Source organism: Streptococcus sp. 2100 (genome assembly GCF_013276335.1).
Lineage (GTDB): Bacteria > Bacillota > Bacilli > Lactobacillales > Streptococcaceae > Streptococcus > Streptococcus pseudopneumoniae.
Genome location: NZ_VMKV01000045.1, coordinates 1 through 25,681, shown reverse-complemented (window position 1 = coordinate 25,681; position 25,681 = coordinate 1). Strand labels below are relative to the sequence as shown.

Here is a 25,681-nt window from a genome sequence, read left to right as displayed (position 1 = left end):
TTATCTTCCTTTCAATAGTCCTTTTTCAAGCATAATTCTAATAATTGAACGAATACCGCTCTCTTCCTTATATTGAATTTCATTTTTTGATTCATACACCGAACCTTCATTAATATATGATATTATATTGTCGAAGATTTCTTCTTTATATCTTGTACTAATATTAGAAAATGCTTCTCTTACTTTAGTCACACCTTCACTTTCTTCAAGTAACTCATCTGTTGAAAATAAATATCCATACTTAGATAAGGTATTACAATTCCCAGAGATTTGATTATATTTTTCAAGCAATAATGCCTGAGAATAATTTGAAGGCAAAAAATAATGTGGTTTTAAGCCTAATTCTAAACTCTCTAAATAAAATGTCAAACCAGGTGTTGTAAATATCCTACTTGCTTCACATGACGCTGATAGAAACTCTTTATGGGACATTACTTTAAATGTAACATTGTAGTCAAAACGGTTGTTTGATTCAATCCATTTTTTCTGCGTCATGTTACAAGCACAATCAATCTCATATTTATCAATATTAGGTATTTTTGAAAAAAGTTTTAGATAAAATAACATGTACTTTTTGAAAAATACATCATTTTCATATGGAGTAACTATACCAGCGAAATTTAATAGAATTTTATTGTTTTTGAAATCTTTTGTTTTTGTTATTCCTTCCGTATTAATAATAGGATTTATTGTTTGGATATTCTTATACTGCGATAAATTATTGGGATCAATAAAAGCATTTTGAACAAAATAAATATCATATTCGTTAATCCCATCTAGGGGTTTTTCCCACATCCAACTTAGACTATCAACAAATACACTTTTTACATTTAAATTTGTATCTCGTTGAATTTTAGGAATATTCAGATTCATAACATTAATTAAGAGTTCATAATTCTTAATATCTACTATTTTCAAAAAGCTTTCAGACCTAATTTCATCAGTATCACACTCGATGTATTCTAATCTATTACCAAAGTTGGTCTTAAAAAAATTTATAGATTCTCCATTTCCGCAAAATGTAATCTCTTTATATCCCATCTTCAATAGCTCTTTGATAATAGAATATAATTTGGAAGACGGACCAAAACCAAAATTTGTAGTTACTGTCAAAATTCTCATAACAATCACCTAATAAATATATGCTTTTCTATGTACTTTAATATTTTTAACCATTCAAGTTTATCTGGAAACTCATCTTCAGAATCATAATAAATAACATGAACCTGAGTACCTGTTGTGTGTAAACCTTCATACAATGGTGTTTTTGAACCGATTCTTTTGTTAATTCCTAAGACAATAGGAATAGAGTGCGCTGAAGCCCAACCAAGTTCCACAGCACATCCATAACTATTATTTGGAAAAGTAATATATACATTACTTTGTTTCAGTATCGAATAATCTCTAAGGGTACATTCTAAAGAATCTGCAATCTTTTTGCCAAATTCTTCTTCCTCTAGAGCACAAAACACATTATGACCATACGATCTCAAATCAGAAATAATCCCCTTAATTCTGGACTTTGTCGCAGTTTCTAACGGACTTTTCAAGTTCGGATTAATTATTCCTGTGATTGGTGTACCTAAAAAAATATCCATTGTTATTCATTCCTTTCTTTCGTTTCATTCAATGCACAACACTGAGTTAAAAAGTATTGTGCTCTTTGTTTAAAACTATAATATAAAACGTGAAAACATATCACTATTACAAATCGCGACGAGGCGATTAAGTGAGTGCTTCAGCCAATACATTTGAAAAAATCCATCATTATAACTGTAGTTCATCCTATTAGGTACAACCAACTGTGACCATAATACTAAAAAAATCAAAGAGAAAACTAGGAAGCTTGTCTTGTACATCTCAAAATACTGATTTTATAATGAAGATAAGACTAGAATGCTAATTAATAGATTTACAGATAAATATCTGATATCTTGTATTGCTTTACGATTTCTTAAGATTATAATTAGTAAATTTATTATTAGATAAGCGACTTGTTTATAAAAAGAAATAGGCCTTTCTCAAATTTGGTGAAGGAATACTCCTCGTGTTTCAATTACTCAAAATTAGAGTAAATAATAAATATATTACATTTATATTTTTTCAAACTTTCCCTCACAATTATTTATTAAATTGAAGAAACATCTACTAATAGCTATTCCCCCATTCTGAATAATAAATAGCTTAAGATAATAGCTTTGAAGTAAAGTATCCTCGTTAAAACAGATCTCTCCTTCAACTACTTTAGTTCCAATATTTTTAAAACGTATTCTTTTCAACTCTGGTGAGGTATTTGATGACTTTTCTACATATGTTGGTAGCTGTACTCCTAAGTAAACATCTCCTCTATGTTGTGGAGTAATAACAATCTTATATTTTATTCTTAATCTTTCTCTATCATAATTATCACACATAAAATCTACTTCTGGCATGCCTGTCATTGAAGTATTTTTATCACCGCACCTATAACAATAGAAAGAATTAATATTGAATAAATTGTTAGTTTCTGGAATATAGTTGCAACCAACACCCGAACTTCCACAACAACATATTTTTTTGAAAATACTACTTTCATCAATTATAGACCTAAAAATATTATATCGATCAAATTCGAAAAGCTCGTCATTTTGGTTCTGAATCATTATTTCAGCTATCTTTTTAGAAATAGGATTTACTCTATTTATTAAATTTTGTTCAAAATTTAAATATTTTTCTTCTGTCACTCCATAGGTACCTCTGCGTGTCATTTGCATGTAATCTGCTAAAACATTATTAGATAACTTTTTTACCTCATGTTCACTACTTAATAACCCAGACGAAACATATGAAGCAAGTCGCGATAAAATCATTTTGCTACTTTGGGTTAATCGGACAATCCCATTTATATTTTCAAGTGATTGATCTACTTTTCTAGTATTTGGGAGTCCAATATTAACAATTGAAACAAACGGCTGTACATCATTTAATTTATTATGAAGTTTGGTTCCAATATTTGTCAAATTTGAATCTGAAAAAATTTCATATATCTCTGGATTATCAATCGATTGAACAGCAATAGAAGCAACAATATTTCTTGCTATTCCATCGATAGCATCTAATGTTAAGTTGAATCTAGAATCATACAATCTACAATCATTAAACGGAAAATTACTACAAGATAATAAAAATAATGTTTCAACATTTATAGAGCTAATACGTATTGCTTTACTCTCATCCTTAAAAAAAGATTGCCCTTGATGGCCCCAAGAAGGAGCAAATTTTTCTTGTTGAGGAATTAATTTATTAAAACCATGCAAAGTGAAATCAGCTAAATTTAGATGATCTTCTTTTCCATGTCCATGAAAAACTAATTCTGACCAAGATTTTTCTTCCAAAAGATTTTTTATATTTTCATTTTCAAGCCTTTTTATATCAAAAATATCCCATTTGTTTTTTGTTTCACTAAATTCATTTAACTTTTTATGCGAAAAGACTGCTTTTCGTACTTCTTTTTCACTTTTTGAGTAAAACTGCTTTCCTATCATCCAAGACAATGAAGATAGATCTCTTCCTGTCAGTATGTACAGTTCAATATTATTTTTCTTACAATATTCTAATATAGTCAAAATTTTATATTGCGAAAAATCTTTATATAGTCCTATTACTACCAGATTTTCTATGTTTATCATCTCATTTAAAGAGGTCACCCACTTCTTACAAAATAACCTACAGTTTTTATAAAACTCTAAATCAGAAGATAGAGTGATCCCTGCATCGCATTGGTAAATTGGCGTTGTTTTATAGCATTCGGAATATTCATTGTTAATTCGCTTGATATTATGAAGTAAATCTTCTCTTTTGTGGTCAACAAAAATAGGAATTTCTCCTTGAAAATTTAAACCCATAGTATTAAAAGCATTCGAATACTCTTGTACATTATTTGATATTTTAAATAAATTCTGTTTTTTCAATTAAAGCCCCCCAAATTATAAATACCGTATTTTATACTATGTATCTATAAAATCTTAAGTCTTTAGAATATTCTAAAGACTTAAGTGTACACTTAAGCATTTTACCCACCAACAATTATAATAATATCCATCACCAAAACCAAAATCGGCAAAAATTTTGAAATTTTCTTCATACTCGGACTTCCTTTCCGTTTTTATTTATTGTACAATAAATAAAAACGGATTTAATTTTTGTTGGGAAAATGGGAAATTATGAAATCAAAACTTGGCATCACACTTAGAAAAGTTCGTAAAGGAAAACAAATTAGTCTATGCTCTGTAGCAGATGAACACCTTTCAAAATCTCAAATATCTAGATTCGAACGTGGGGAATCAGAGATATCTTGTATTCGACTTATCAATATTTTAGACAAATTACACATTACTTTAGATGAGTTTCTTATTTTACATAATGAAGATTATACTAATGCTGAATTATTCGCTAATTTGGTTCAATATATTCGTAAGCAATATTCATCACATAACATCAAAAATATAGCTGCTCTACTTTCTGACTCATCACATTACACTTTAAATTCTTTCGATAAAACAATGATAAAATCCATTCTACATACAATGGATTCCAGCATTATTCCATCAAATAAAGAATTACTTCAATTGACAGATTATCTCTTTAAAGTTGAAAAATGGGGTTACTATGAAATCACTTTATTAGGTAACTGTGTACGAACAATAAACTACAACTCCTACTTCCTATTAACAAAGGAAATGTTGAACAATTACATCTACTCTTCGTTGAATAAAACAAATAAGCGAATTGTCACTCAATTGGCCATCAATTGTCTAATTCTTAGCGTAGATAAGGAAGAATTTTCAAACTGTACTTGTCTAATCACCGAAATAAAAGCATTATTAGATAATGAATTAAACTTTTATGAACAGACAGTTTTTCTCTATGCAACTGGTTACTTTGAATTTAAGCGTCATTTAGATAGCGGAATTGAAAAAATGAAACAGGCCATACAAGTCCTTGATATTTTAGGAGAAAACAAGTTAAAATTACACTATACTAGCCATTTCGATAAACTGGTAAACAAAGAATAGATGAAATGATTCTCTACTATTTAACATTTTACAAATCAAGGGTGTCTCCATAAACTCGCAACATCTCTAATGATTTTACCCTGATAGCAATAGACAGTTAAAAAGCCCTGAAATCAGCTAAATTTCAAGGCTTTCTTTATAGGCTATTGTATCAATTTACTTATTCCGATTTCTGTTGCTACTAGTTTAATTGTCATCCTTCAATACCTTCTAAATCTTTTAACTTAACTGAAACAATTTTTGAGACACCTGACTCTTGCATGGTCACTCCATAGATGGAATCAGCCGCTGCCATGGTTCCTTTACGGTGGGTCACAACGATAAACTGGCTGTCCTTGTCAAATCGATTGAGGTAATCCCCAAAACGTTTAACATTGGCTTCATCCAGCGCAGCTTCCACCTCATCCAAGATGACAAATGGAATGGTCTTGACACGAATAATGGAGAAGAGCAAGGCAAGAGCTGATAAGGCTTTTTCCCCACCACTCATGAGATTAAGCGACTGGATTTTCTTACCTGGAGGTTGAACAGAAATCTCCACACCAGCTGTTAAAAGGTCGCCCTCAGTCAATATCAAGTCTGCCTGACCTCCGCCAAACATCTGTTTGAAGGTCACTTTAAAGGACTCACGAATGGCTTCAAAAGTTGATTTAAAGCGTTCCTTAACCTCATCATTCATCTCTGTAATGGTCTCAAGGAGCAGGTTTTTCGCTGACAAAATGTCATCTCGCTGGCTATTGAGGAAAGCCAGACGGCTGTGAACTTCTTCGTACTGTTCAATGGCATCCAAATTGACAGGACCCAGTGAGCGAATAGCCTTCTCCAAATCCTGCACCTCTTGCTCTGACAGATTGAGATTTTCCAATTCATGCGCCTTTTCTAGAGCTTCAGTATAGCTAATCTGATACTGGTCTGTTAATTGACCTTGTAAATAGCGCAAGCGCTCGCTGACCTTTTCTTTCTTGGATTCAGCACGTGTTTGCTTGCGAATCCACTCTTCATTCTGCTGGCGAGCCTGATCCAAATGACTAGCAATATCATCCAGTTGACCTTCAATATCATCCAACTCAAACTGCTTACGAATTAAACCTTGTTGGAGGTTTGTTTTCTGCATTTTGGCTTCTTCTACCTGTTGACTGAGCAATTCTGTATCAACTTTCTCAAGATTGTCAACCTTTTCTTGAAGAAGGCGCTGGATTTCCTCTTGTTCGATATTCAGATTATCCAATTCCTTGCCTAGACGGTCAATATCAGCCACTTCATAACGTTTTTGCCCTTGCAGTTCTGTCTTAAGCAGGCGAGCTTGCGCTAGCTCTTCCTGCAAATTTTGATAGCGTTCTTGGATGGCATTTTTGTTGGACTTAATTTCTTCAATCTCAGCTTCCAGATTTTGCTTGTCACTGGCAATGGTAGCAAGGCGATCTTGGCATTTTTCCTTATCTGCTTGCCAATCTCCGTCAGAAAGACGATCTAATTCCTCTTCTTGGAGTTTCCAAAGAGTTTCCAGTTCTTCAACTTGCTGACTGGTCTGCTGATAGGCGAGGGACAAGCCTTGCTCCTGAATACGAGCCTGCTCTCCCTGATATTTAATAGCTTCTAATGATTCGGTCAATCTAGCCATCTGGTCTTGTAAGATCTTCAAACTCGACTCTTCTGAACGAAGACTTGCTTCCTCTTCAGCAATTTCTTTTTGCAATTGCTCCAGTTCTGGCTTGATAAAAATACTGTTATTCTGGCGATTGGCACCACCCGCATAGGAACCACCTGTTCGCAACTCTGTTCCATCCAATGTCACCATACGAACCTGATAACGAACCTGGCGAGCTGCTTCACGCGAATGCTCTACAGTATCAAAAATAGCCGTCGTAGCTAGCAAGTTCTTGAAAATAGCTTCCAACCTATTATCGAATGTCACCAACTCATCTGCCATGCCCAGAAATCCCGGACTTGCAGCGATAGCATCTTGATTCTGGCTAGAAATCGTACGAGCCTTAATCGTTGTCAAAGGAAGGAAGGTTGCACGACCAGCCCTGTTGCGTTTGAGGAAATCTATAGCCTTAGTCGCCGCGTTCTCATCCTCTACGATGATGTGCTGACTGCTTGCTCCAAGCGCAATCTCTAAGGCAGTTTGATAATGAACATCAAAAGTCAGATGCTCACTAACTGCCCCAATAATCCCACCAAGGCGGTCTTTTTCTTGGAGGACACTCTTAACACCTGCATAAAAGTTACTGTGATTTCTCAGGATATTTTCCAAACTTTGGGCTCTAGCCTGCTTGTTTTTAAGACTGTCCAGACGGTCAAATAGTTGACTTTGCTGAGCTTGATAGGAAGCTTTCTGCTCCTCTTGCTCCTTGGCAATAGCTTGGTAGTCAGCCAATAATTTCTGAACATGCTCCTTGGCAGTTTCAAGCTCCGCCTTTTGCTGACTAGCCTTCTCTTTAGCTGTAGCCAGCTGTTCTTTCAGCTTTTCTAATTGATCTGCTTGTTTTTGAGAAAGCTGACGACTATTTTCCAACTCATTCTCAATACGAGTCAGTTGGTTTGAGACATCCGCTTCTTCTTGTAAAAGAGCTACAAAGCGTTCACGCAAAAGCTCAATCATCTGATCAGGATCATCTGAAAAAGCCAGCAATTCAGCCTCTAGTCGATTGAGTTTTTGATTATTTTGGACTAGATTTTCCTCTAAAAGTGCCAAAGAGCTTTCCTTATCAGATTTTTCTTGGCTGAGTAAATTTCTCTTATCCTCCAAAGCAGCCAAACGGGCTTGTGCCTCCTGTTGATTGAGGGCTACTTGCTCAGATTCTAATTTCGATAGGGCTAATTTTCTCTCTAAATCACTAATCAGACTGGTCAAATCCATCAAACTGCCTTGGTCTTTAGCCATTTCAGCCTGTAAATCTTGGCGTTGCTTTTTAAGAGTTTGATTTTCTTCTTCTAATTTTTCACGCTTTTGGTAATAGCTTGTCAAGAGTTCCTGAACCTGTACCAACTCTTCTTCTGTCGACTCTAGTTCAGCCTTATTTTCCTTGATTTGAGCAACAAGGACATCCAAGTAAATAGCCTTGCGTTGACCTTCCAAATCTAAAAACTTACGAGCATTTTCTGCTTGCTTCTCAAGAGGCTTGATTTGATTATCCAACTCATAGATAATGTCCTCTAAGCGGTCTAGATTATCCTGAGTTTGTTGCAATTTGCTCTCAGTCTCTTTTCTACGAGTTTTGTATTTCAAAACTCCAGCAGCCTCTTCAAAAATAGCTCTGCGTTCTTCAGGCTTGGAGTTGAAAATCTCCTCAACCTTCCCTTGGGAAATGATAGAGAAGGAATCTCGTCCCAATCCAGTATCCAAGAAAAGATCATGAATATCACGCAGACGGACTTTCTTGCCGTCAATCTTGTATTCGCTATCTCCACTACGATAGATATGACGTTCTACCCTGATTTCTTGTCCTGCATCCTTGATAAATCCGTCATGATTATCCAGAGTCACAACTACAGAAGCATAATTGAGCGGTTTGCGACTTTCAGTTCCAGCAAAAATGACATCCGGCATCTTGCCCCCACGGAGACTCTTAACACTTGACTCCCCCAAGGCCCAACGCAGACTTTCTGTAATATTGGACTTTCCAGATCCATTTGGTCCAACAACCGCCGTCACACCTTGGTCAAAGACGACCTTGGTCTTGTCAGCAAAAGACTTGAATCCCTGAATTTCGATTTCCTTTAAATACATGAATCCAGCCCTTTCTCAACGGCATTTTTGGCAGCTTCCTGCTCTGCTAATTTCTTAGAACGACCTTGACCTTGACCAATGCTCTTACCTTCAACAAGAACTTCTACATCAAATACCTTATCGTGGGCAGGACCCGTTTCAGAAATCACCTGATAACGAATAGCCACATCCCCATTGACCTGAAGTAACTCTTGGAGATGGGTTTTGTAGTCTGTAATCATCTCAAACTCACCTGCTTCAACCTTAGGAATCATGACTTGATAGATAAATTCCTTGACCTTGGTCACATCCTTGTCCAAAAGGAGGGCACCAAGAAAGGCTTCAAAGGCATCACCAAGAATGGTGTCACGGTTGCGACCACCAGATTTTTCTTCCCCTTTACCCAGCTTGATAAACTGGTCAAACTGGCAATCACGCGCAAAACCAGCCAAACTCTCCTCGCGAACAATCATGGCACGGAGTTTTGATAGGTCACCTTCAGGCTTTTTAGGATATTTTTTATATAGATATTCTGAAATCAATAACTGTAGAACAGCGTCTCCTAAAAATTCCAAGCGTTCATTGTGTGAAATTTTTAAGAGGCGGTGCTCATTGGCATAACTCGTATGAGTAAAGGCAGTCTCCAGTAACTTTTTGTCTGCAAATTCGATTGCAAAATGGTTCTTTAGTACAGTTTGTAATTCTTTCATACCAACCTCTTTCTAACTGATAACAGTCCTTTTTATTATATCAAAAAAAGCCTCCTGAGTCACTCTAAAACGGGACTGGAGGGGATTTGGGCATTCTTTAGACAGAGATTTTCAGTTTTATACTCAATGAAAATCAAAGAGCAAACTAGGAAACTAGCCGCAGGCTGCTCANNCAGTTACATATATCTACGGTAAGGCGACGTTGACGTGGTTTGAAGAGATTTTCAAAGAGTATTAGGAGCAAATTTGGGGCAGGATAAAGAAAAAAGCCCTATTAAAGGCTTTTTAGGATGTTTACATCCACCCTGAGGGAATCGAACCCCCATCTCAAGAACCGGAATCTTACGTGATATCCATTACACTAAGGGTGGAAACTTGTTTTATTATAACAAAAATTTGCTCTAATAACAAGTTTTTTCTAGTGAGATAGGCCGTCTTAGTGGGAAGCATCCCCATTCCAGATGGAGTTTTTCACGATAACATAATCAACATGTTTAAGGTCAGCAACCTGACGTCCACCTGCATAAGAAATAGCACTTTGAAGGTCTTGTTCCATCTCAGTTAAAGTGTCTTGCAGATGACCTTTGGCAGGAAGCAAGATACGTTTGCCTTCCACATTTTTGTAAGCACCCTTTTGATATTGTGAGGCTGAACCGTAATATTCTTTGAACTGTTCACCATCGACTTCAATCGTTTTCCCTGGACTTTCGATGTGTCCTGCAAAGAGGGAACCAATCATGACCATGCTGGCACCGAATCGGATAGACTTGGCAATATCACCGTGAGTACGAATTCCTCCATCAGCGATAATCGGTTTACGCGCAGCCTTGGCACACCAACGGAGAGCAGCCAACTGCCAACCACCTGTACCAAAACCTGTCTTGACCTTGGTTATACAAACCTTACCAGGACCAATTCCGACCTTAGTCGCATCCGCACCAGCATTTTCCAATTCACGCACAGCTTCTGGTGTTCCCACATTTCCAGCAATGACAAAGGTATCTGGCAATTCTTTCTTGATGTGTTGAATCATAGAAATCACGCTATCCGCATGACCATGAGCAATATCAATAGTGATATACTCAGGAGCATCAGCCTTGAGCTGGCTAACAAAATCATACTCATAGTCCTTAACACCGACAGAGATAGAAGCAATGAGTTCTTGATCGTGCATGCGTTTAATAAAAGGAATGCGTCCTGCCTCATCAAAACGGTGCATAATGTAGAAGTAACCACCTTTAGCCAGTTGCTCTGCTACATTTTCATCCAAAATCGTCTGCATATTCGCTGGCACAACAGGTAGTTTAAAGGTGTGATTTCCTAAAGTGACACTTGTATCCGCTTCTGCACGGCTTTTAATGACACATTTATTTGGAATCAATTGAATATCTTCGTAATCAAAAATTGGAAATTCATTTAACATATCGATGTCTCGTTTCTTTTGTAATGACCTACCTATGCTCTCGCATCACTACGCCTTTTCCGACGTTTCCTTAATTTATTATAAACTAAAGTACAGTTTTTGTCAAATTATTTTATGAATTAAAATATATTGTTCGGGTTTTGCTTGTGTTAAAAATAAAAGAAAGAGGGGAAATTATTTTCTCCCCACTTCTTCATCAATAATCGCTTTAAAATTTTCTTCTGAATTTTCCATCATTTTACAAAATGCACTATAGAATGAGGCATTCTGAGGGATTCGAATAGACCACTTCTTCAATTGAGCTCCATAACCTGCTAGGTTTCCCATCTCATTATCAATAACCTTGTCCTTGCTCGGAAAAACAAGTCCAGCCTTCTCAGCTTTTAAAATATAAGAATAGGAAATCAGCTGGAATAAGTCCTCACGGTTGATTCCTTTTTCAGTCAATTCCAGTTTTTTATATTTTGCATCTAGAACAATCTTTCGTTCTCTGTCATAAAAATCTGGATATACTTTTCGTTTCCCAACAGAAAATACTGAAATTCCATCCGTCTTATCCTTATTTCTGGGATGTACAAAACCTTTTGGCAACAAGGTGTAAACATACTCTTCCCAAAGCCAGGCAACATCAAAGAGAATACCATAGATTTTTTGATCTTGATACCCTAAACCGTGCTTTTCTTGGTTTAGGATCATCAGACAAAGTTCTTGTAAGTTTCTGTACTCGTGAAAGTATGCATGACGTATAGGTTTAGATTGATTTCTCCGAGTAATCTTAGCACGATCAGCTAGTTTATAAGAGGGCGTTACACGCACGATTTCAGATACGTTTTCACGACTAGTTGAGAGATTATCTAGTACCCCTTGACCAATGCTTTTCTGATTCTTAATGTATTCAATAGTGTGACGGACCAACTGCATGAGGGGATTATCATAGGTGAACTCTCTCGTTGTGTAGGCAATATTTCCCGTGAAAGGAAGATTTTTCTTGAGATGGTTTCTTACATCAATCACTCCCTTAACATGACTGTCGTTATGAGAAAATCTCTGGTATTCCTTATAAAGACCTTTTCGAATAGCAGCTTGTAGATACTTGGGGAAGAGATACATCAAAAGTTGATAAAGCCTCTCTTCACGAGACAAAGCAACATCCAAACTAGTGAGATTGATATGAAGAACCTTGTTTAAGAGATAATGCAAAAAATGGTCATTACTCTCATCAGAAAATCGTGAGGAAATCGTTAATCTTTCCTGACCATATCCAAGAAAACCAATCACGTTCCCTGTCTTGATTTTCTGATTGACTGTTTCAAAAATCTTTTGGTCCTTATCCAAATCAGGAGTATGAGTCAAATCATTTGGAAAAATGAAAATACGTTCATCTTGGGATAGACTTTCCAAGGTTCTGTCTAAAAGAAGATTGCTTAGTTTAGGATATTCTTCAACAAATTTTTCTTTAATAATCTTGTGTTGATTATCAGTAATCCGCATCATCGTTTTCATCGCCTTCATTGTCATCAGCTACTGCCTGATCTTTTTGCTCATTATTTGTCAGTTCAAATGCTTTTTTCAAAGTTTCCAAAGTTTCAACCTCATCATAATAACCTCGCAAGTAGTCTTCTAGGAGAGGCTTAATATAATCAGACCAGAGTAATTCATAGTCAAAATCTACATCCTTCAACTTAAGAAAATAACTTGGTCCAATATGATAATGACTGTTTAATTCCTGAACATTTTCGATAGCAGCGTTCAAGTTTCTTAGACGAATTTTTGCTTCTTCTGCATGGATATTCAGCTCTTTATCCAACATGCCAACTTGACCCTCGGCAGTAACTTCAACAAAACGAAAACGACGACGCATAGCAAAATCAAAGGTATCCACTGAACGATCAATATCATTCATAGTTCCGATGATGTAAACATTTTCGGGGATATAGAACTTTTCATCAGTTTCGTGTAGATTTGCATATTGGGTAGAAACACTTCCTTTTTCACCACGATAGTCAGGGTCGATAGAGAAAAAGAGTTCGCCAAAAATCTTAGAAATCTCCCCACGATTGATTTCATCGATGATGAAGACGAATTTCTTATCAGTATCAATTTCTATTGGGGAAACATAGTCTTTCAAACCAAATCTCTTTCTCAATGTTTCTAGGACAGTTTTTCCACCACTTTTGTAGTATTCTTGCTTATTATAATTTTTATCTTTATACAACTCGTAAACATATTTGCTAGGTAGTGACCATCCTGGAACACCACTATCATAATTTACTGACAAATTTTGTCTACTATTAACAGATAAGTAAGATGTTTTTGTTATATATTCTTTTTCTTCAGCAACATTTATATATTCTAAGTAAGAATCCCAAGCATCATCAAAATTATCTTGTCCTCCAATCAATTGGGTTTCTTTTGCTTTCTGACAAAAATCTTTAAAAATACCGTCCTGTAGCCTAAACTCAATAGCTCCATCCCCATTTGATACTGGTCTTAAACCTTCTACAAAATCCGTATAATCATAAGATGGATGAAACTGTACAAAGCCGATTTGCTCCTCATGACCTTCCGTTAACTCTTTAGCAATTTCTTTAGCAAGATAAGTTTTTCCCGTCCCCGGTGCACCACGGAGGATGAGGTTTTTGGATTTTCTTAATATACCACTATAATTAAATAAAAAATCATTCCTTAACATAGTTTCACTTTCTAATTTTTTATACTTTTTCCAATTAGGATGATTCAAAAAATAGTCATAGTCTTGAATTATGATTTCATCACTTGCAGCAAATTTTATTAACTGGTTAGTCTCTTTAGTTCGATACTTAATATCTGATGGAAACCATATTGTTTCTTGCCCCGTAAAGAAAAACCACTCCCTCTCTATATACTCTTTTTTCCAATCAACAATAATGGTATGCCCATCATCTAAAACCTCTTTAACAGTCGCCATTCCACGAATTTTCATCACAGAAACCTTTAAATCATCTTTCTTTACAAAAGGTAAATTCTTCTTTTTGACATATGTGGATTTAGCAAATAAAACGTCACCTGGTTTAATTTTATTAAACAACTTTAACATTTTTTGATACTGTTTATTTTCCTCGTTGTTATGCCATCCTAATTCCCACTTTCCTTCTTTCCTGAAATATTCAAGATAATCATCATCACCAAATCTTGTACCAACAAAAAAGTAATTATTTTGTTTACTGTTCATTTGAATACTCCTTTAATTTACTTTCACAAGTAAGTTCTATTAATATATAGCTCATCTCTAGCATATCATATCCTATAGAAAAAGAAAAGAATTTCTAAAGAAAAAGCCTAGTGTAGAGTGGAGTATTCCCTCTTAACACTAGACTTCTTTTTTATCCTAATAATACTCGCCCTGACGGTAATCCCATGAGTTAAAGGTATCTGACAGGTGCATCATAATCTTATCAATGTCAAGCCCTTTACGGATTACAACTGGAGCTGGTGAAGTTGATCGTGCTCCCCCTTGTTCTGGGATGAGTTTGCCATCTTTATCGACCATAGACACCATCACACCTTGCTCGTAGCGAGTTTCAATCGTTTTGTCAGGTTGGATGGATGCCACATAGTCGTCTGCTTCGATGACAAGGTCTACTGCTCCTTCGATACGTTCTCCGATACCTTCTACCTTACCACGGTTTCCTTTTCCAGATGGGTTTGCAGATGAAGCGTAAACCATTTTGCCTTCTTCCCAAAGTTTGGCAGCCAATTGTTCACCAGCTTTTCCAAATTTGATAACAAAACAGCTAGTACCACGCACGTCAGTCATAAGCTCTTCACGACCATCCCCATAAGCTTTGAGTTTCTCAAAGGCTTCTGGTTTCCAAGGAAGGATACAACCAAGAAGAATATCTTCATCCCAATGTTTTTGGTAGAAGGCTTCAATTTCTGGGTTGAGTTGTGCTAAAGCGCGAAGCTCGTCCATGCTACCGCAGAGAACAACACCTGGTTTGTTACGGTTACGTTCTTTAGCTTCAAACTTACGTTCAAGACCTGCCTTGTCACTAGTCATGATGATGTAACCAACTTTAGTAGGGCAAACGATACATCCACCCTCACCTTTTAAAATATCATAGCCTTCTTGTGAAAGTGTTCCCTTCCATTGAATGTGTTTTGTCATAGTTCTATTTCCTTTTCTATTTTTCTTCTAATCCTGCCAGTAGGCTGGTCGTTGTTTTTCATAAGCAGCAATCAAATCTTCATACTGCAAGGTAATACCAATATCATCCAAACCATTTAAGAGTTTGTGTTTCCATTCGCTATCAATTTCAAACGTGAATTCTCCAACTGGTGAGATGATTTTTTGTTGTTCCAAGTCCACAGTTACCTGGTCACTTGGTTGTAGCTGAGCTAGTTTCTCTCTAACCTCTCTGGGCTGAACAATAGGCAACATACCATTATTGAGTTCATTATTGTAATGAATATCACCGAAAGACCCCGCAATCACGACCTTAAAACCATAGTCCGCTAGAGCCCAAGCAGCGTGTTCCCTCGAAGACCCTGCGCCGAAGTTATCCCCTGAAATGAGAATACTGGCTTTGCGATATTCAGGTCGGTTAAAGACAAAGTCTGGGTCCTCAGTATAGAGATCATCCAGATAACGCCAAGCATACATAAGGTACTTACCAAAGCCTTTTTTATCAATTAACTTGAGAAACTGCTTGGGTAGGATTTGGTCGGTGTCGATGTTATCATTCATAAGAGGAACGGTCGTTCCTGTATAAACTGTGAATTTCTCCATATCCTCTCCTTACTGGGCCTCTGGCATTTGCCGAACATCTACAAAGCGCCCTGCAATAGCTGCTGCTGCTGCCATGGCTGGACTGCAGAGGTGGGTCTTAGCACCAAAGCCTTGTCTGTCTTCAAAGTTGCGGTTGCTTGTTGAGGCACAGTGAACACCATCAGGTACCTTATCAGGATTCATCCCTAGGCACATGGAGCAACCCGGGTCTCTCCACTCAAAGCCAGCGTCTAGGAAAACCTTGTCCAAGCCCAACTTCTCAGCAGCTCGTTTGACAGGACGAGAGCCTGGAACTACGATAGCCGTTAAGTTAGGAGCTATTTTCTTCCCTTTGACAAATCGAGCAGCCAGTTGCAAGTCGCTGAGTCGAGCATTAGTACAAGAACCGATAAAGATATAACCTAGTTCAATATCCGCTGGCTTTTGACCAGGCTCCAAATCCATATAATTGTAGGCTCGTTCATCATTCATATCTTTGATTTCTGGGAAACTACTGTCAAAGTCAACACCCATAGCAGGATTGGTTCCCCAGGTTACCATAGGAGCTAAGTCTGAGACATCCATCTGGATAACCTTATCGTATACAGCATCCTCATCGCTGACAATTGTTTTCCAATCAGCCACAGCCTCATCGAAATCTTCTGGAACACATTCTCGTCCCTTGAGATAATCATAGGTGGTTTGGTCCGGATTCATGATTCCCATCTTAGATCCAAACTCGATGGACATATTGCAGATGGTCATTCGCTCTTCCATGCTCAGTGCATCAATCGCTTGTCCACGATATTCCACCACGTAGCCAACGCCGCAAGCAACGCCGTACTTGGCAATCAAGGCTAAAATGTAATCCTTGGAATAAACTCCCTTTTGAGGAACACCTGTAAATTCCACCAGCATTTTCTTGGGTTTGACCTGCCAGAGTGTCTGTGTCGCAAAGACATGTTCGACCTCACTGGTCCCAATTCCAAAGGCGATTGCTCCGAAAGCTCCGTGAGTTGCTGTGTGGCTATCTCCGCAAACGATGAATTTCCCTGGTTGGGTTCGTCCTGTCTCTGGACCAACCATATGAACGATCCCCTGTTTTTCAGAACCGTGGGCCGCATGTTCAATCCCAAACTCCTCAACATTTTCAGCAAGTTTATCAATTTGCGCCTTGGAAATAACATCTCGAATATCGTAGATATTGACTGTCGGAACATTGTGATCAAAGGTTCCAAATGTCAAGTCTGGTCGTCTCAATCTACGACCTGCGTCTCGTAGTCCTTGAAAGGCCTGAGGACTGGTCACTTCGTGGATATAGTGCTGGTCCACATACATGAGTTGGGGCTGCCCCTCTTCTCCTGTGATAACATGACGATCCCATAATTTATCAAAAATCGATTTTCCTGTCATCCATTACCTCCAAATAAAATATAAGGCTACTAGTGTGGTCACCATCCCAAGAAACCAAACTATTTTAAAGTACCATTTTCGAGTCTTGTGGTGAAAGATGATTCCTGCTAGCCAGGCACCAAAACCACCACAAGTAAAGGCCAAAATAAGTAAGATTTTCTCAGGGATGCGCCAAACTCTTCTCCTTGCCTTAGATTTGTCAATACCATAAATCAAGAAAACCATGACATTCCAAATCAAAAGGACTAGAGTAATTTTTTCGTCTAACTTCATAACCTTGCAATAATAGCTTCCGTCATTTCCTTGGTCGAAGCCTGTCCCCCTATATCTCTTGTTAAAACACCAGCTGCCAAACTTGCCTCAACAGCACGCTCGATACGCTCTGCATCCTCATAACGTCCAAAACTGTCTCTCAGCATCATGGCCACTGATAAAATCATGGAGATAGGATTGGCAATTCCTTGACCAGCAATATCAGGTGCTGAACCGTGAATAGGTTCATAGAGACTTGGTCCATTTTCAGAATGACTGGCTGATGGCATAACCCCAAGTGTGCCAGATAGAACGCTTGATTCATCCGAGAGAATATCTCCGAAAAGATTTTCTGTCACGATGACATCAAACTTGGCAGGATTGGTAATCATGAGCATGGCAGCTGAGTCCACTAACTGGTGTTCCAAGGTTACATCTGGGAAATTCTGTGAGACCTTCTCAGATACTTTCCGCCAGAGTTTTGAGGTCGCCAACACATTTTGCTTATCGATACTAGTAACGATTTTTCTGCGATTTCTTGCAATTTCAAAGGCTTTGCGAATAATCTGCTCCACTTCCTCATAGCTATAGTCGTTGATATCACGCGCTTTGCGCTCTTCAAGGATATGATCTCCAAAGTAAATCCCGCCTGTCAACTCACGCACCACGATAAAGTCTACACCAGCAATTCGTTCCGGTTTGAGTGGTGACAAATGCTTGAGACTGTCAAAGATTTTTACAGGGCGAATATTAGCGTAAAGATTGAGTTCCTTACGGAGAGCTAGCAAGCCTTGTTCAGGCCGAACCGCTGCTCCATCATACTGAGGACTACCGATAGCCGCTAGGAGAATAGCAGATGCTTCACGACATACCTTGAGGGTTTCATCAGGTAAGGGATGCCCTGCAGCATCGATACCTGCACCTCCAAAAGGTCGTCTATCAATCTCATAGTCAAAACCTGTTTTTTCAGCTAGAGCTTCCAGAATCTCTAAACCAGCCTCCATGATTTCTGGGCCAATTCCGTCCCCTGCTAGAGCTACTATTTTCTTTGTCATAGCATTCTCCCTTACACACTAGGCATGTCACGATAGGAAACACTGCGTCCCATCTCACCAGCATTCTCTTTTTGAACAAAGGTATTGGCATTGATGTAGGCAATAGCAGATGCTTTCAGTACATCGAAATCAAGCCCTGCTGCATTAAAGATGGTTTCTGTATCTCTGTTTTCAACAGTGACCAAAACCCGAGCTTGGGCATCAATTCCATCTGTCACAGCGTCAATAGTGTAAGACACCAAGCGGACGGATTGGTTAAAGAACTTGTCGATAGCGTTAAAGATTGCTTCAACGGAACCTTGCCCTGTCGCATTAAATTCGACCTTCTCACCATCCATATTAGCTAGGCTAACGAGCGCTTCGATGTCATTATCCGCATGGGTTTGAAGTTGTAAATCATCAAAGTGGAAGCCTTCTGGATTTTCAACCATGATTCCAGCTACCAGAGCACGAATATCTGCATCTGTGATTTCTTGTTTCTTGTCTGCCAGTGCCTTAAACTTAGCAAAGAGTGGCTTGATGTCATCCTCTGTAAAGTCTAGGGCCAATTCTCTCAGTTTCTCGACAAAGGCATGGCGACCAGACAATTTTCCAAGCGGAAGACTGTTACTCTTGACACCGACCAATTCAGGGGTGATGATCTCATAGGTAAGAGGATTTTTAAGGACTCCATCTTGGTGAATACCAGATTCGTGAGAGAAGGCATTACCACCAACGACGGCCTTGTTTTTAGGAACTGGAATACCTGAGAAGCGAGAAACCATTTCTGACGTATTGATTGTCTCATTTAGGACAATACTGGTTTCTGCTTGGTAGTAATCTTGGCGAATATTGAGAGCAACTGCTATTTCTTCCAAAGCAGCATTGCCAGCTCGCTCACCAATACCGTTGATAGTTCCTTCGACACGCCCTGCACCATTCTTAACAGCAGCAAGGCTATTAGCGACTGCCATCCCAAGATCATCATGACAGTGAGGCGAATAGATAATCTGGCGATCCGTCTTAACATTCTCAATCAAATATTTGAAGATAGCTCCGTATTCCTCTGGCGTTGTAAATCCTACCGTATCAGGAATATTGACATAAGTAGCACCTGCATCAACCGCTGTTTGAACAACTTGCAGGAGGAAATCCAAATCTGTTCTGGTCGCATCTTCTGGCGAGAATTCGACCACTTCAAACTTAGAACGAGCATAAGAAACATGCTCCTTAATAGCTTCCAAAATCTCTTCCTTGCTCTTATTGAGCTTATACTTTCGGTGTATCGGACTAGTAGCAATAAAAACGTGAACTTGTGGATACTTGGCATCCTTGAGGGCTTCATAACAAGCATCAATATCAGACTTGACAGAGCGGGCCAAACCAGTCACTGCTGTTTTCTTCAAGACCTTGGCAATCTCCTGCACTGCTGTGAATGAATCAGGACTCGCCGCCGGAAAACCGGCTTCAACGGCTGAAATACCCCATTTCTCCAGCTGTCTTGCAATGGCAATTTTTTCCTTGATTGAAAAATTAACGCCCGGTGTCTGCTCTCCATCCCGAAGGCTGGTATCTAGAAATTCAACTGTTCGCATAAGATTTCCCCTTTTCCAAATGTGATTTTAAAAAAACATCTCGCTCAGAAACCCAAGCGAGATGTTGATTTACTCCCGCTTGGTAAGCCAAACAGGACTAATGCTTTTTGCACTAGCCCGAGTACCTCAACAACAAAGCAAATTGATTAAACTTAGCTGTTTTCATGTTTGACTTTCTCCTTCGTTTGATATCTTGTTTAGTATTTTAGCATAGGCAAAAGCACTTGTCAAGAAAAAATCCAATATTTTCTGAAAATTTCTTCAGTAGAGAATATTTAGCTAATTGAAAGTTATTGAAAATCCTTGAAATATTTCATTTTTTAGAAGTTAAATTCCAGCTTCTTTCTATCAATTCCAGTACTCCTTCATCTGATAAAGTATCATCAAGCGCCACACTAATCCAGTAGCGTTTGTTCATATGAAAAGCTGGATAAATGCCCTTTTGTGAAAGCAAGTCCGCTACTTGGTCGTGTTTGAGATTGACTGCTTCCACTTGTCCTTCTCTGCCCTTTTCCAGCTTATCCCAAGAGATTTTCATCAAAACAGCATACCATTTTTTATTGCCTTCATGTCTTAACACTGCCGTATCAGGTGATTTTTTCCACAGATACTCCAACTGATTTCCGTACTTTTCCTGAACTTGAGTCATGATACGCTTAGTCTGAGGACAGATAAAATCCTGCACATCAAAACAAGCCTTCCGAATCTGGTAGAGAATCTCCAAACAAGCCTCACGTACACTTGCAACAAAACTTCCCCTCATGCTTTCCATATGAACTTGAGGATAGAGATCACCAGTCTCCTGGTCAAAGACTTGAAAACTCACATTATCAGTAGTGATGGACACAGTCATGACAAAATCACCCTGCAAAATCTGGCGACTATAAGTCCAGACTCCCCTATTTTCTACAAAACCAAAAGCTTTAGCCTTTTCGTGATTAAACTGATAGGATTTAAAAATTTCAAACATAAGTTAAAACTGCTACCCAAAGCTAGCAGTTCCTTTCTATTTTTTAAAAGACAACCTTAGTTCCGTGCAATTGTGTCACGCCTAGCTGGTCAATAAAGGTTTGACGGTTGTCAAGGTCAATCCCCCCACCTGGTAGAATTTCAATTTTACCTTTAGCGTGCTCCAAAATTCTGTGATAGTGAGCAAAACGTTTGTCTAGTGAATCGCCAGACACACCAGCGCGAGTTAGGATACGAGTGACACCAGCTTGACTAAGCCAGTCAATAGCTTCTAACTGGTCTTCTTCGCTCAATTCATCAAAGGCCATGTGAAAGACAATTTCCAATCCTTTGGATACAGCAATTAACTTTTCAATATTAGGCTTATCCAACTTCTTATCAGCAGTTAAAGCTCCAAATACAACCCCTTGACTTCCAGCCTGAGCAGTCAACCGAATGTCTTCTAGCATAATAGCAATTTCTAGGTCATTGTAGACAAAGTCGCCACCACGTGGACGAATCATGGTCATGATGGTTGTATTGTAGTTAGCTGCCAGTTCAACTGCTGCCTTAGTCACTCCATAGCTGGGTGTTGTCCCACCAACTGCAAGATTATCACAGAGTTCGATTCGACGAGCTCCAGCCTCCATCGCTTTTTCAAGCAAGGTCACATTTTCAGCACAAAATTCGTAAATCATTTGATTCTCCTTGAAGATTACTTTAAATTTATTATATCATATTGTTGTAAATATGCTTTCGTTTATATCAAGGAAAATAGTTACTATTTTTTATTCTTTGTCCGGAATGACCTTGAAGAGATAGTAGGTGATAAAGATGGTCAAGGTTCCCAGACCGATTTTGACTGGTAAAAGAGGTGCAAAATAAATGGAAATTCCCATCAAGATGTAGATGGATACGATGATTTTTTTCTTACGTTCACGCGCAATGGACTTGGTTTCCCGAAAATCAGCTACATATGCTTGATAGAGCTTGGTATGATAAAGCCAATCTTCGAAGCGCTTGGAACTTCTGGAGAAACAAGTAATAGACAACAAAAGGAAAGGCGTTGTAGGTAGCAAAGGCAAAACAACCCCAATAATAGCCAAGGCCAGCGATAAAAAACCAATAATAAGATAAATAATACGCATAACTACTCCTAGTTAATACTCTTCGAAAATCTCTTCAAACCGCATCAACGTCGCCTTGACGTAGGTATGGTTCCTGACTTCGTCAGTCTTATCTGCAACCTCAAAGCAGTGCTTTGAGCAACCTGCGGTTAGTTTCCTAGTTTGCTCTTTGATTTTCATTGAGTATAAAATAATCCTCTTCTAGTTTCGCATAAAATGATGAATTTTGTCAAGTTCCAACCAAAAAGAGCCTGAAATTCACTTTCAGGACTCTCTTCTTATTTAATCTTTTCTTCTTCGTAATCACCATTGCTGCAAACAACCTGCTTGCCACCACCACGGACTTTTTTCTCCATGAGGAAGTTGCCACATTTTGGACAGTCACGACCAACAGGCTTGTCCCAAGAAGTAAATTCACAGTCTGGATAGCGATTGCAACCATAGAAAAGGCGATTGCGTTTGGTTTTACGCTCAATAATTTGTCCCTGATGACAACTTGGACACTCAACACCAATCTCTTTCACGATTGCTTGGGTATGACGGCAATCTGGAAAATTGCTACAAGCGTAGAACTTACCAAAACGACCAAGTTTAATGACCATTGGACTACCACACACTTCACAGTCAAATCCAGCTGGTTCATCCTTGATCTGGATTTTCTCCATTTCTTCTTCAGCCTTGGAGACCTCTTTAGAGAATGGTTTGTAAAAGGCATCAATGACCCGTCGCCACTGCTCTTTTCCAACTTCGACATCATCCAGTTTACCTTCCATTTCAGCTGTGAAGGTCACGTTTACGATATCTGGGAAATATTCAACGATGAGCTTATTGACAATTTCTCCCAACTCTGTCGGTTCAAAACGTTTGGCTGCCAGGCGAACATAATAACGTTTCTGAATGGTTTCAATGGTTGGCGCGTAGGTTGATGGACGTCCAACCCCATTTTCCTCTAAGGTTTTAATCAGTGTTGCTTCAGAATAACGGGCAGGCGGTTGGGTGAAATGTTGCTCTGGTTTGCTATTGACCTGTTTGACCACATCTCCAACAGCCATATCTGGTAGCATTTTATTCTTGTCAGAATCATTATAAATGGCAAGATAACCATCAAACTTAACCTGACTACCATTGGCAGCAAATTGAACTCCATTTTGAGACAATTTAACAGCCATGGTATCAAAAACGGCCGCTGTCATCTGGCTAGCCACAAAACGATTCCAGATAAGGGTATATAGCTTGAGCTGATCCTTGTCCAGATACTTAGCGATGCTTTCTGGTGTATTAAAGACACTCGACGGACGAATAGCCTCATGGGCATCCTGAGCACCTGATGCGTTTTTGACCTTGCTACCGTGCTTAGAATACTTGCTATCAAAACGATCCGTAATGAAGCTTGCCGCCTCATTTTGCGCTACAGGACTGATACGAGTCGAATCGGTACGCATATAGGTAATCAAACCTTGAACACCAGAACCGATATTAATTCCTTCATAGAGCTGTTGGGCAACCATCATGGTTTTTCGAGTACGGAAATTGATTTTATTGGCAGCATCCATCTGCATAGATGAAGTGGTATAGGGTAAAGGAGCATTGCGCTTACGCTCTTTCTTATCCACCTGATCTACTGAAAAGTCTTTACTCGTCAGACGAGACAAGACTTCCTTGACTTCGTTATTGCTGGTCAGTTTCATCTTTTTACCATCTACTCCATAGAAGGAAGCATGAAATTGTTTGGTTCCCTTTTTAAAGACAGCATCAACTGTCCAGTATTCTTCTGGCTGGAAGGCATTGATTTCATTTTCACGGTCAATGATGAGTTTAAGGGCAATGGACTGAACGCGACCTGCTGACAAGCCCTTCTTGACCTTCTTCCACAAAATAGGCGAAATCGAATACCCGACCAAGCGATCCAAGATCCGACGAGCTTGTTGGGCATCGACCAAGTCCATATCGATCTTACGAGGTTCTTTAAAAGCATTTTTGACTGCATCCTTGGTGATTTCATTGAAGACCACACGGTTGGCATCATTTTCATCCAAGTTGAGAATATGGGCCAAATGCCAAGAAATCGCTTCTCCTTCACGGTCCGGGTCACTCGCCAGAAAAACTTTATTAGCTTTTTTAGCTTCTTTTTTCAAGTCATTGATAAGAGGGCCTTTTCCTCGGATATTGATATATTGCGGTTCATAATTATTTTCAATATCGACGGACATACTGGATTTCTTCAAATCACGGATATGCCCGACACTGGCTAAAACCTTGTAGTTTCTGCCGAGATATTTTTCAATCGTCTTGGCCTTAGCAGGCGACTCCACGATGACTAGATTTTTTTTAACTGTTGATTTTTTCTTTTTTGTTGCCGTAGCCACAGTATCACACCTTTTCAAAGTAATAAACTTTATAAAGTGTAAACCATTTTTTGAACCCTGTCAAGACTTAGCTACTATAGATAGAAGAAAAGTTTTATGCTTAAGACCGCATCTTCCTTTGATATACATAGAAGACTCACGAGAAAAACCAGCTATTCTCAAGAAATTATTGTTCCTCAGACTCTGTATCAAATTTATTGGCTTTTTCCTTTTCTTTTGCTTCCTTATCCTTGATATACTGGAAGAAATACTCCACCAGTTCTTCTTTACTAAGTTGTTCTGAATCAGACAATTGGGAAACTTGAACAGAAACATCACTTAAACCATAGTCACCTCTCTTACTTGAAATCATATCGAGTTCTTCTTCTGTCAAATAATTTCCTGAAATGGTTAGCTTTAGGGTATGAGTCTTTTTAGAATAGATTTTTTTCAAAATATTATGCCCCTGAAATTGCTCTGATATAAATTTCTTAAGGGACTCTTTTTTCAACGTTTCTCTCACTAAAGTCGTTGCAGAGATAAAACTCGGAATCATCAGCAAAACAGCAACTAGAAGCAAAATCCTGCGCATTTTAGAGTCTTCTTCATTATCTTTAAAATAATGTTTCTTAACCATCATCAACCTAACACCTATATAAGTCGCAATGACAATAAAGCTACAATTGATGAGGAATAGGTAAGAGGAGCCTATGATAAATTTTAGATTAGCAGAAGCAATAGCATAACCTACTGTACAAAGAGGAGGCATCAAGGCAGTTGCAATTGCTACACCAGGGACGATATTATTGGTCTCTTTTTTCCTAGCACCAATAATACCTGCTATCCCTCCTACAAAAGCAATGAGAACATCCCAAATAGTCGGAGAGGTTCTAGCAACAATCTCCGAACTAGCATACGAAATGGGAGAAAGATAAAAATAAAGTGTTGAAGCTATTAGACTGGCAAGAATTTGAATAGCTAATATTTTAAAAGATTTTCTTAACAATTTAAAATCAAATATAGCTAGAGAGAGCCCCACTCCCAGAATAGGTGTCATCAAAGGAGAGATTAACATAGCTCCAATAATCACGGGAGTCGAATCCATATTTAATCCGATAGAGGCGATAAGCATGGCACATAGTAAAATCGCTAAATCACTTCTGGAAAGTTCTAATTCTTCATATATTTTATTTCTAAATTCTATCAACGAATACAGTTTATTATTTGTCACAAATATCTTCCTTTCCCAGCTAACTAGTCGCTAATACTCTTCGAAAATCTCTTCAAGCCACGTCAGCTTCACCTTGCCGTAGATATATGT

At 38.3% G+C, this 25,681-nt stretch carries 21 protein-coding genes and 1 tRNA gene; 1 reads left to right on the top strand and 21 read right to left on the bottom strand.

Annotated features, from left to right (window positions below; all coding sequences use genetic code 11):
• The 4 genes from HT669_RS07375 to shp3 form a co-directional block, all read right to left on the bottom strand.
• Positions 1-1,122 carry a hypothetical protein gene (locus HT669_RS07375; protein WP_001221832.1) on the bottom strand — a complete coding sequence of 374 codons (1,122 nt, stop codon included), beginning with the start codon at positions 1,120-1,122 and terminating at the stop codon, positions 1-3.
• Between the two features lie 5 nt (positions 1,123-1,127).
• Positions 1,128-1,598 carry a hypothetical protein gene (locus HT669_RS07370; protein WP_000350878.1) on the bottom strand — a complete coding sequence of 157 codons (471 nt, stop codon included), beginning with the start codon at positions 1,596-1,598 and terminating at the stop codon, positions 1,128-1,130.
• Between the two features lie 495 nt (positions 1,599-2,093).
• Complete coding sequence (locus HT669_RS07365; RefSeq protein ID WP_000744515.1) at positions 2,094-3,950, bottom strand: hypothetical protein; 1,857 nt, start codon at positions 3,948-3,950, stop codon at positions 2,094-2,096.
• A 101-nt stretch (positions 3,951-4,051) separates the two neighbouring features.
• Positions 4,052-4,123 carry a peptide pheromone SHP3 gene (shp3, locus tag HT669_RS07360; protein ID WP_001812431.1) on the bottom strand — a complete coding sequence of 24 codons (72 nt, stop codon included), beginning with the start codon at positions 4,121-4,123 and terminating at the stop codon, positions 4,052-4,054.
• A gap of 79 nt (positions 4,124-4,202) precedes the next feature.
• On the opposite strand from shp3, the gene HT669_RS07355 reads away from it, so the two are divergent.
• Positions 4,203-5,054: an Rgg/GadR/MutR family transcriptional regulator gene (locus tag HT669_RS07355; RefSeq protein ID WP_172922115.1), complete on the top strand. Its 852-nt coding sequence runs from the start codon at positions 4,203-4,205 to the stop codon at positions 5,052-5,054.
• Between the two features lie 193 nt (positions 5,055-5,247).
• Here the strand turns inward: HT669_RS07355 and smc are convergent, their stop codons facing one another.
• The 17 genes from smc to HT669_RS07270 all read right to left on the bottom strand — a co-directional run bounded on the left by smc (position 5,248) and on the right by HT669_RS07270 (position 25,591).
• Positions 5,248-8,787 carry a chromosome segregation protein SMC gene (gene smc / locus HT669_RS07350; RefSeq protein ID WP_000280947.1) on the bottom strand — a complete coding sequence of 1,180 codons (3,540 nt, stop codon included), beginning with the start codon at positions 8,785-8,787 and terminating at the stop codon, positions 5,248-5,250.
• Positions 8,778-9,476 (bottom strand): ribonuclease III, encoded by a 699-nt coding sequence (gene rnc / locus HT669_RS07345; RefSeq protein WP_000661482.1) that lies wholly within the window; start codon positions 9,474-9,476, stop codon positions 8,778-8,780. The genes smc and rnc overlap by 10 nt, the downstream gene beginning before the upstream one ends.
• 299 nt (positions 9,477-9,775) lie before the next feature.
• Positions 9,776-9,847, bottom strand: a tRNA-Arg gene (locus HT669_RS07340).
• Between the two features lie 65 nt (positions 9,848-9,912).
• Positions 9,913-10,899 (bottom strand): GMP reductase, encoded by a 987-nt coding sequence (locus HT669_RS07335; RefSeq protein ID WP_000931155.1) that lies wholly within the window; start codon positions 10,897-10,899, stop codon positions 9,913-9,915.
• A 174-nt stretch (positions 10,900-11,073) separates the two neighbouring features.
• The gene (locus tag HT669_RS07330; RefSeq protein WP_001866200.1) at positions 11,074-12,390 is read right to left on the bottom strand and encodes an McrC family protein; all 1,317 of its coding nucleotides are present in this window, start codon (positions 12,388-12,390) and stop codon (positions 11,074-11,076) included.
• Complete coding sequence (locus HT669_RS07325; RefSeq protein ID WP_172922112.1) at positions 12,377-14,110, bottom strand: McrB family protein; 1,734 nt, start codon at positions 14,108-14,110, stop codon at positions 12,377-12,379. Before HT669_RS07325 ends, HT669_RS07330 begins: the two co-directional genes overlap by 14 nt.
• 156 nt (positions 14,111-14,266) lie before the next feature.
• Positions 14,267-15,046, bottom strand: a complete 780-nt coding sequence (locus tag HT669_RS07320) for a Sua5/YciO/YrdC/YwlC family protein (protein ID WP_000160496.1) — start codon at positions 15,044-15,046, stop codon at positions 14,267-14,269.
• Positions 15,047-15,073: 27 nt separating this feature from the next.
• Positions 15,074-15,667, bottom strand: coding sequence for a 3-isopropylmalate dehydratase small subunit (leuD, locus tag HT669_RS07315; protein WP_023933062.1), 594 nt, complete (start codon positions 15,665-15,667; stop codon positions 15,074-15,076).
• A 9-nt stretch (positions 15,668-15,676) separates the two neighbouring features.
• A complete protein-coding gene (gene leuC, locus HT669_RS07310) occupies positions 15,677-17,059 on the bottom strand; it encodes a 3-isopropylmalate dehydratase large subunit (RefSeq protein WP_023938605.1) in 1,383 nt (460 codons plus the stop codon).
• A 3-nt stretch (positions 17,060-17,062) separates the two neighbouring features.
• Positions 17,063-17,332, bottom strand: coding sequence for a DUF1294 domain-containing protein (locus HT669_RS07305; protein ID WP_023938607.1), 270 nt, complete (start codon positions 17,330-17,332; stop codon positions 17,063-17,065).
• Positions 17,329-18,366 carry a 3-isopropylmalate dehydrogenase gene (leuB, locus tag HT669_RS07300; RefSeq protein WP_023938609.1) on the bottom strand — a complete coding sequence of 346 codons (1,038 nt, stop codon included), beginning with the start codon at positions 18,364-18,366 and terminating at the stop codon, positions 17,329-17,331. The genes HT669_RS07305 and leuB overlap by 4 nt, the downstream gene beginning before the upstream one ends.
• A gap of 11 nt (positions 18,367-18,377) precedes the next feature.
• Positions 18,378-19,940 (bottom strand): 2-isopropylmalate synthase, encoded by a 1,563-nt coding sequence (locus HT669_RS07295; protein ID WP_023938610.1) that lies wholly within the window; start codon positions 19,938-19,940, stop codon positions 18,378-18,380.
• A gap of 313 nt (positions 19,941-20,253) precedes the next feature.
• The gene (locus HT669_RS07290) at positions 20,254-20,910 is read right to left on the bottom strand and encodes an MmcQ/YjbR family DNA-binding protein (RefSeq protein WP_023938613.1); all 657 of its coding nucleotides are present in this window, start codon (positions 20,908-20,910) and stop codon (positions 20,254-20,256) included.
• A gap of 43 nt (positions 20,911-20,953) precedes the next feature.
• Positions 20,954-21,586: a copper homeostasis protein CutC gene (locus HT669_RS07285; RefSeq protein WP_023938615.1), complete on the bottom strand. Its 633-nt coding sequence runs from the start codon at positions 21,584-21,586 to the stop codon at positions 20,954-20,956.
• 90 nt (positions 21,587-21,676) lie between these two features.
• On the bottom strand, positions 21,677-22,036 hold the full coding sequence (locus HT669_RS07280; protein WP_023938617.1) for a YbaN family protein: 360 nt from the start codon (positions 22,034-22,036) through the stop codon (positions 21,677-21,679).
• Positions 22,037-22,293: 257 nt separating this feature from the next.
• Positions 22,294-24,381 carry a type I DNA topoisomerase gene (topA, locus tag HT669_RS07275; protein WP_023938619.1) on the bottom strand — a complete coding sequence of 696 codons (2,088 nt, stop codon included), beginning with the start codon at positions 24,379-24,381 and terminating at the stop codon, positions 22,294-22,296.
• A 166-nt stretch (positions 24,382-24,547) separates the two neighbouring features.
• A complete protein-coding gene (locus tag HT669_RS07270; protein WP_007284808.1) occupies positions 24,548-25,591 on the bottom strand; it encodes a TIGR00341 family protein in 1,044 nt (347 codons plus the stop codon).
• Between the last annotated feature and the right edge of the window lie 90 nt (positions 25,592-25,681).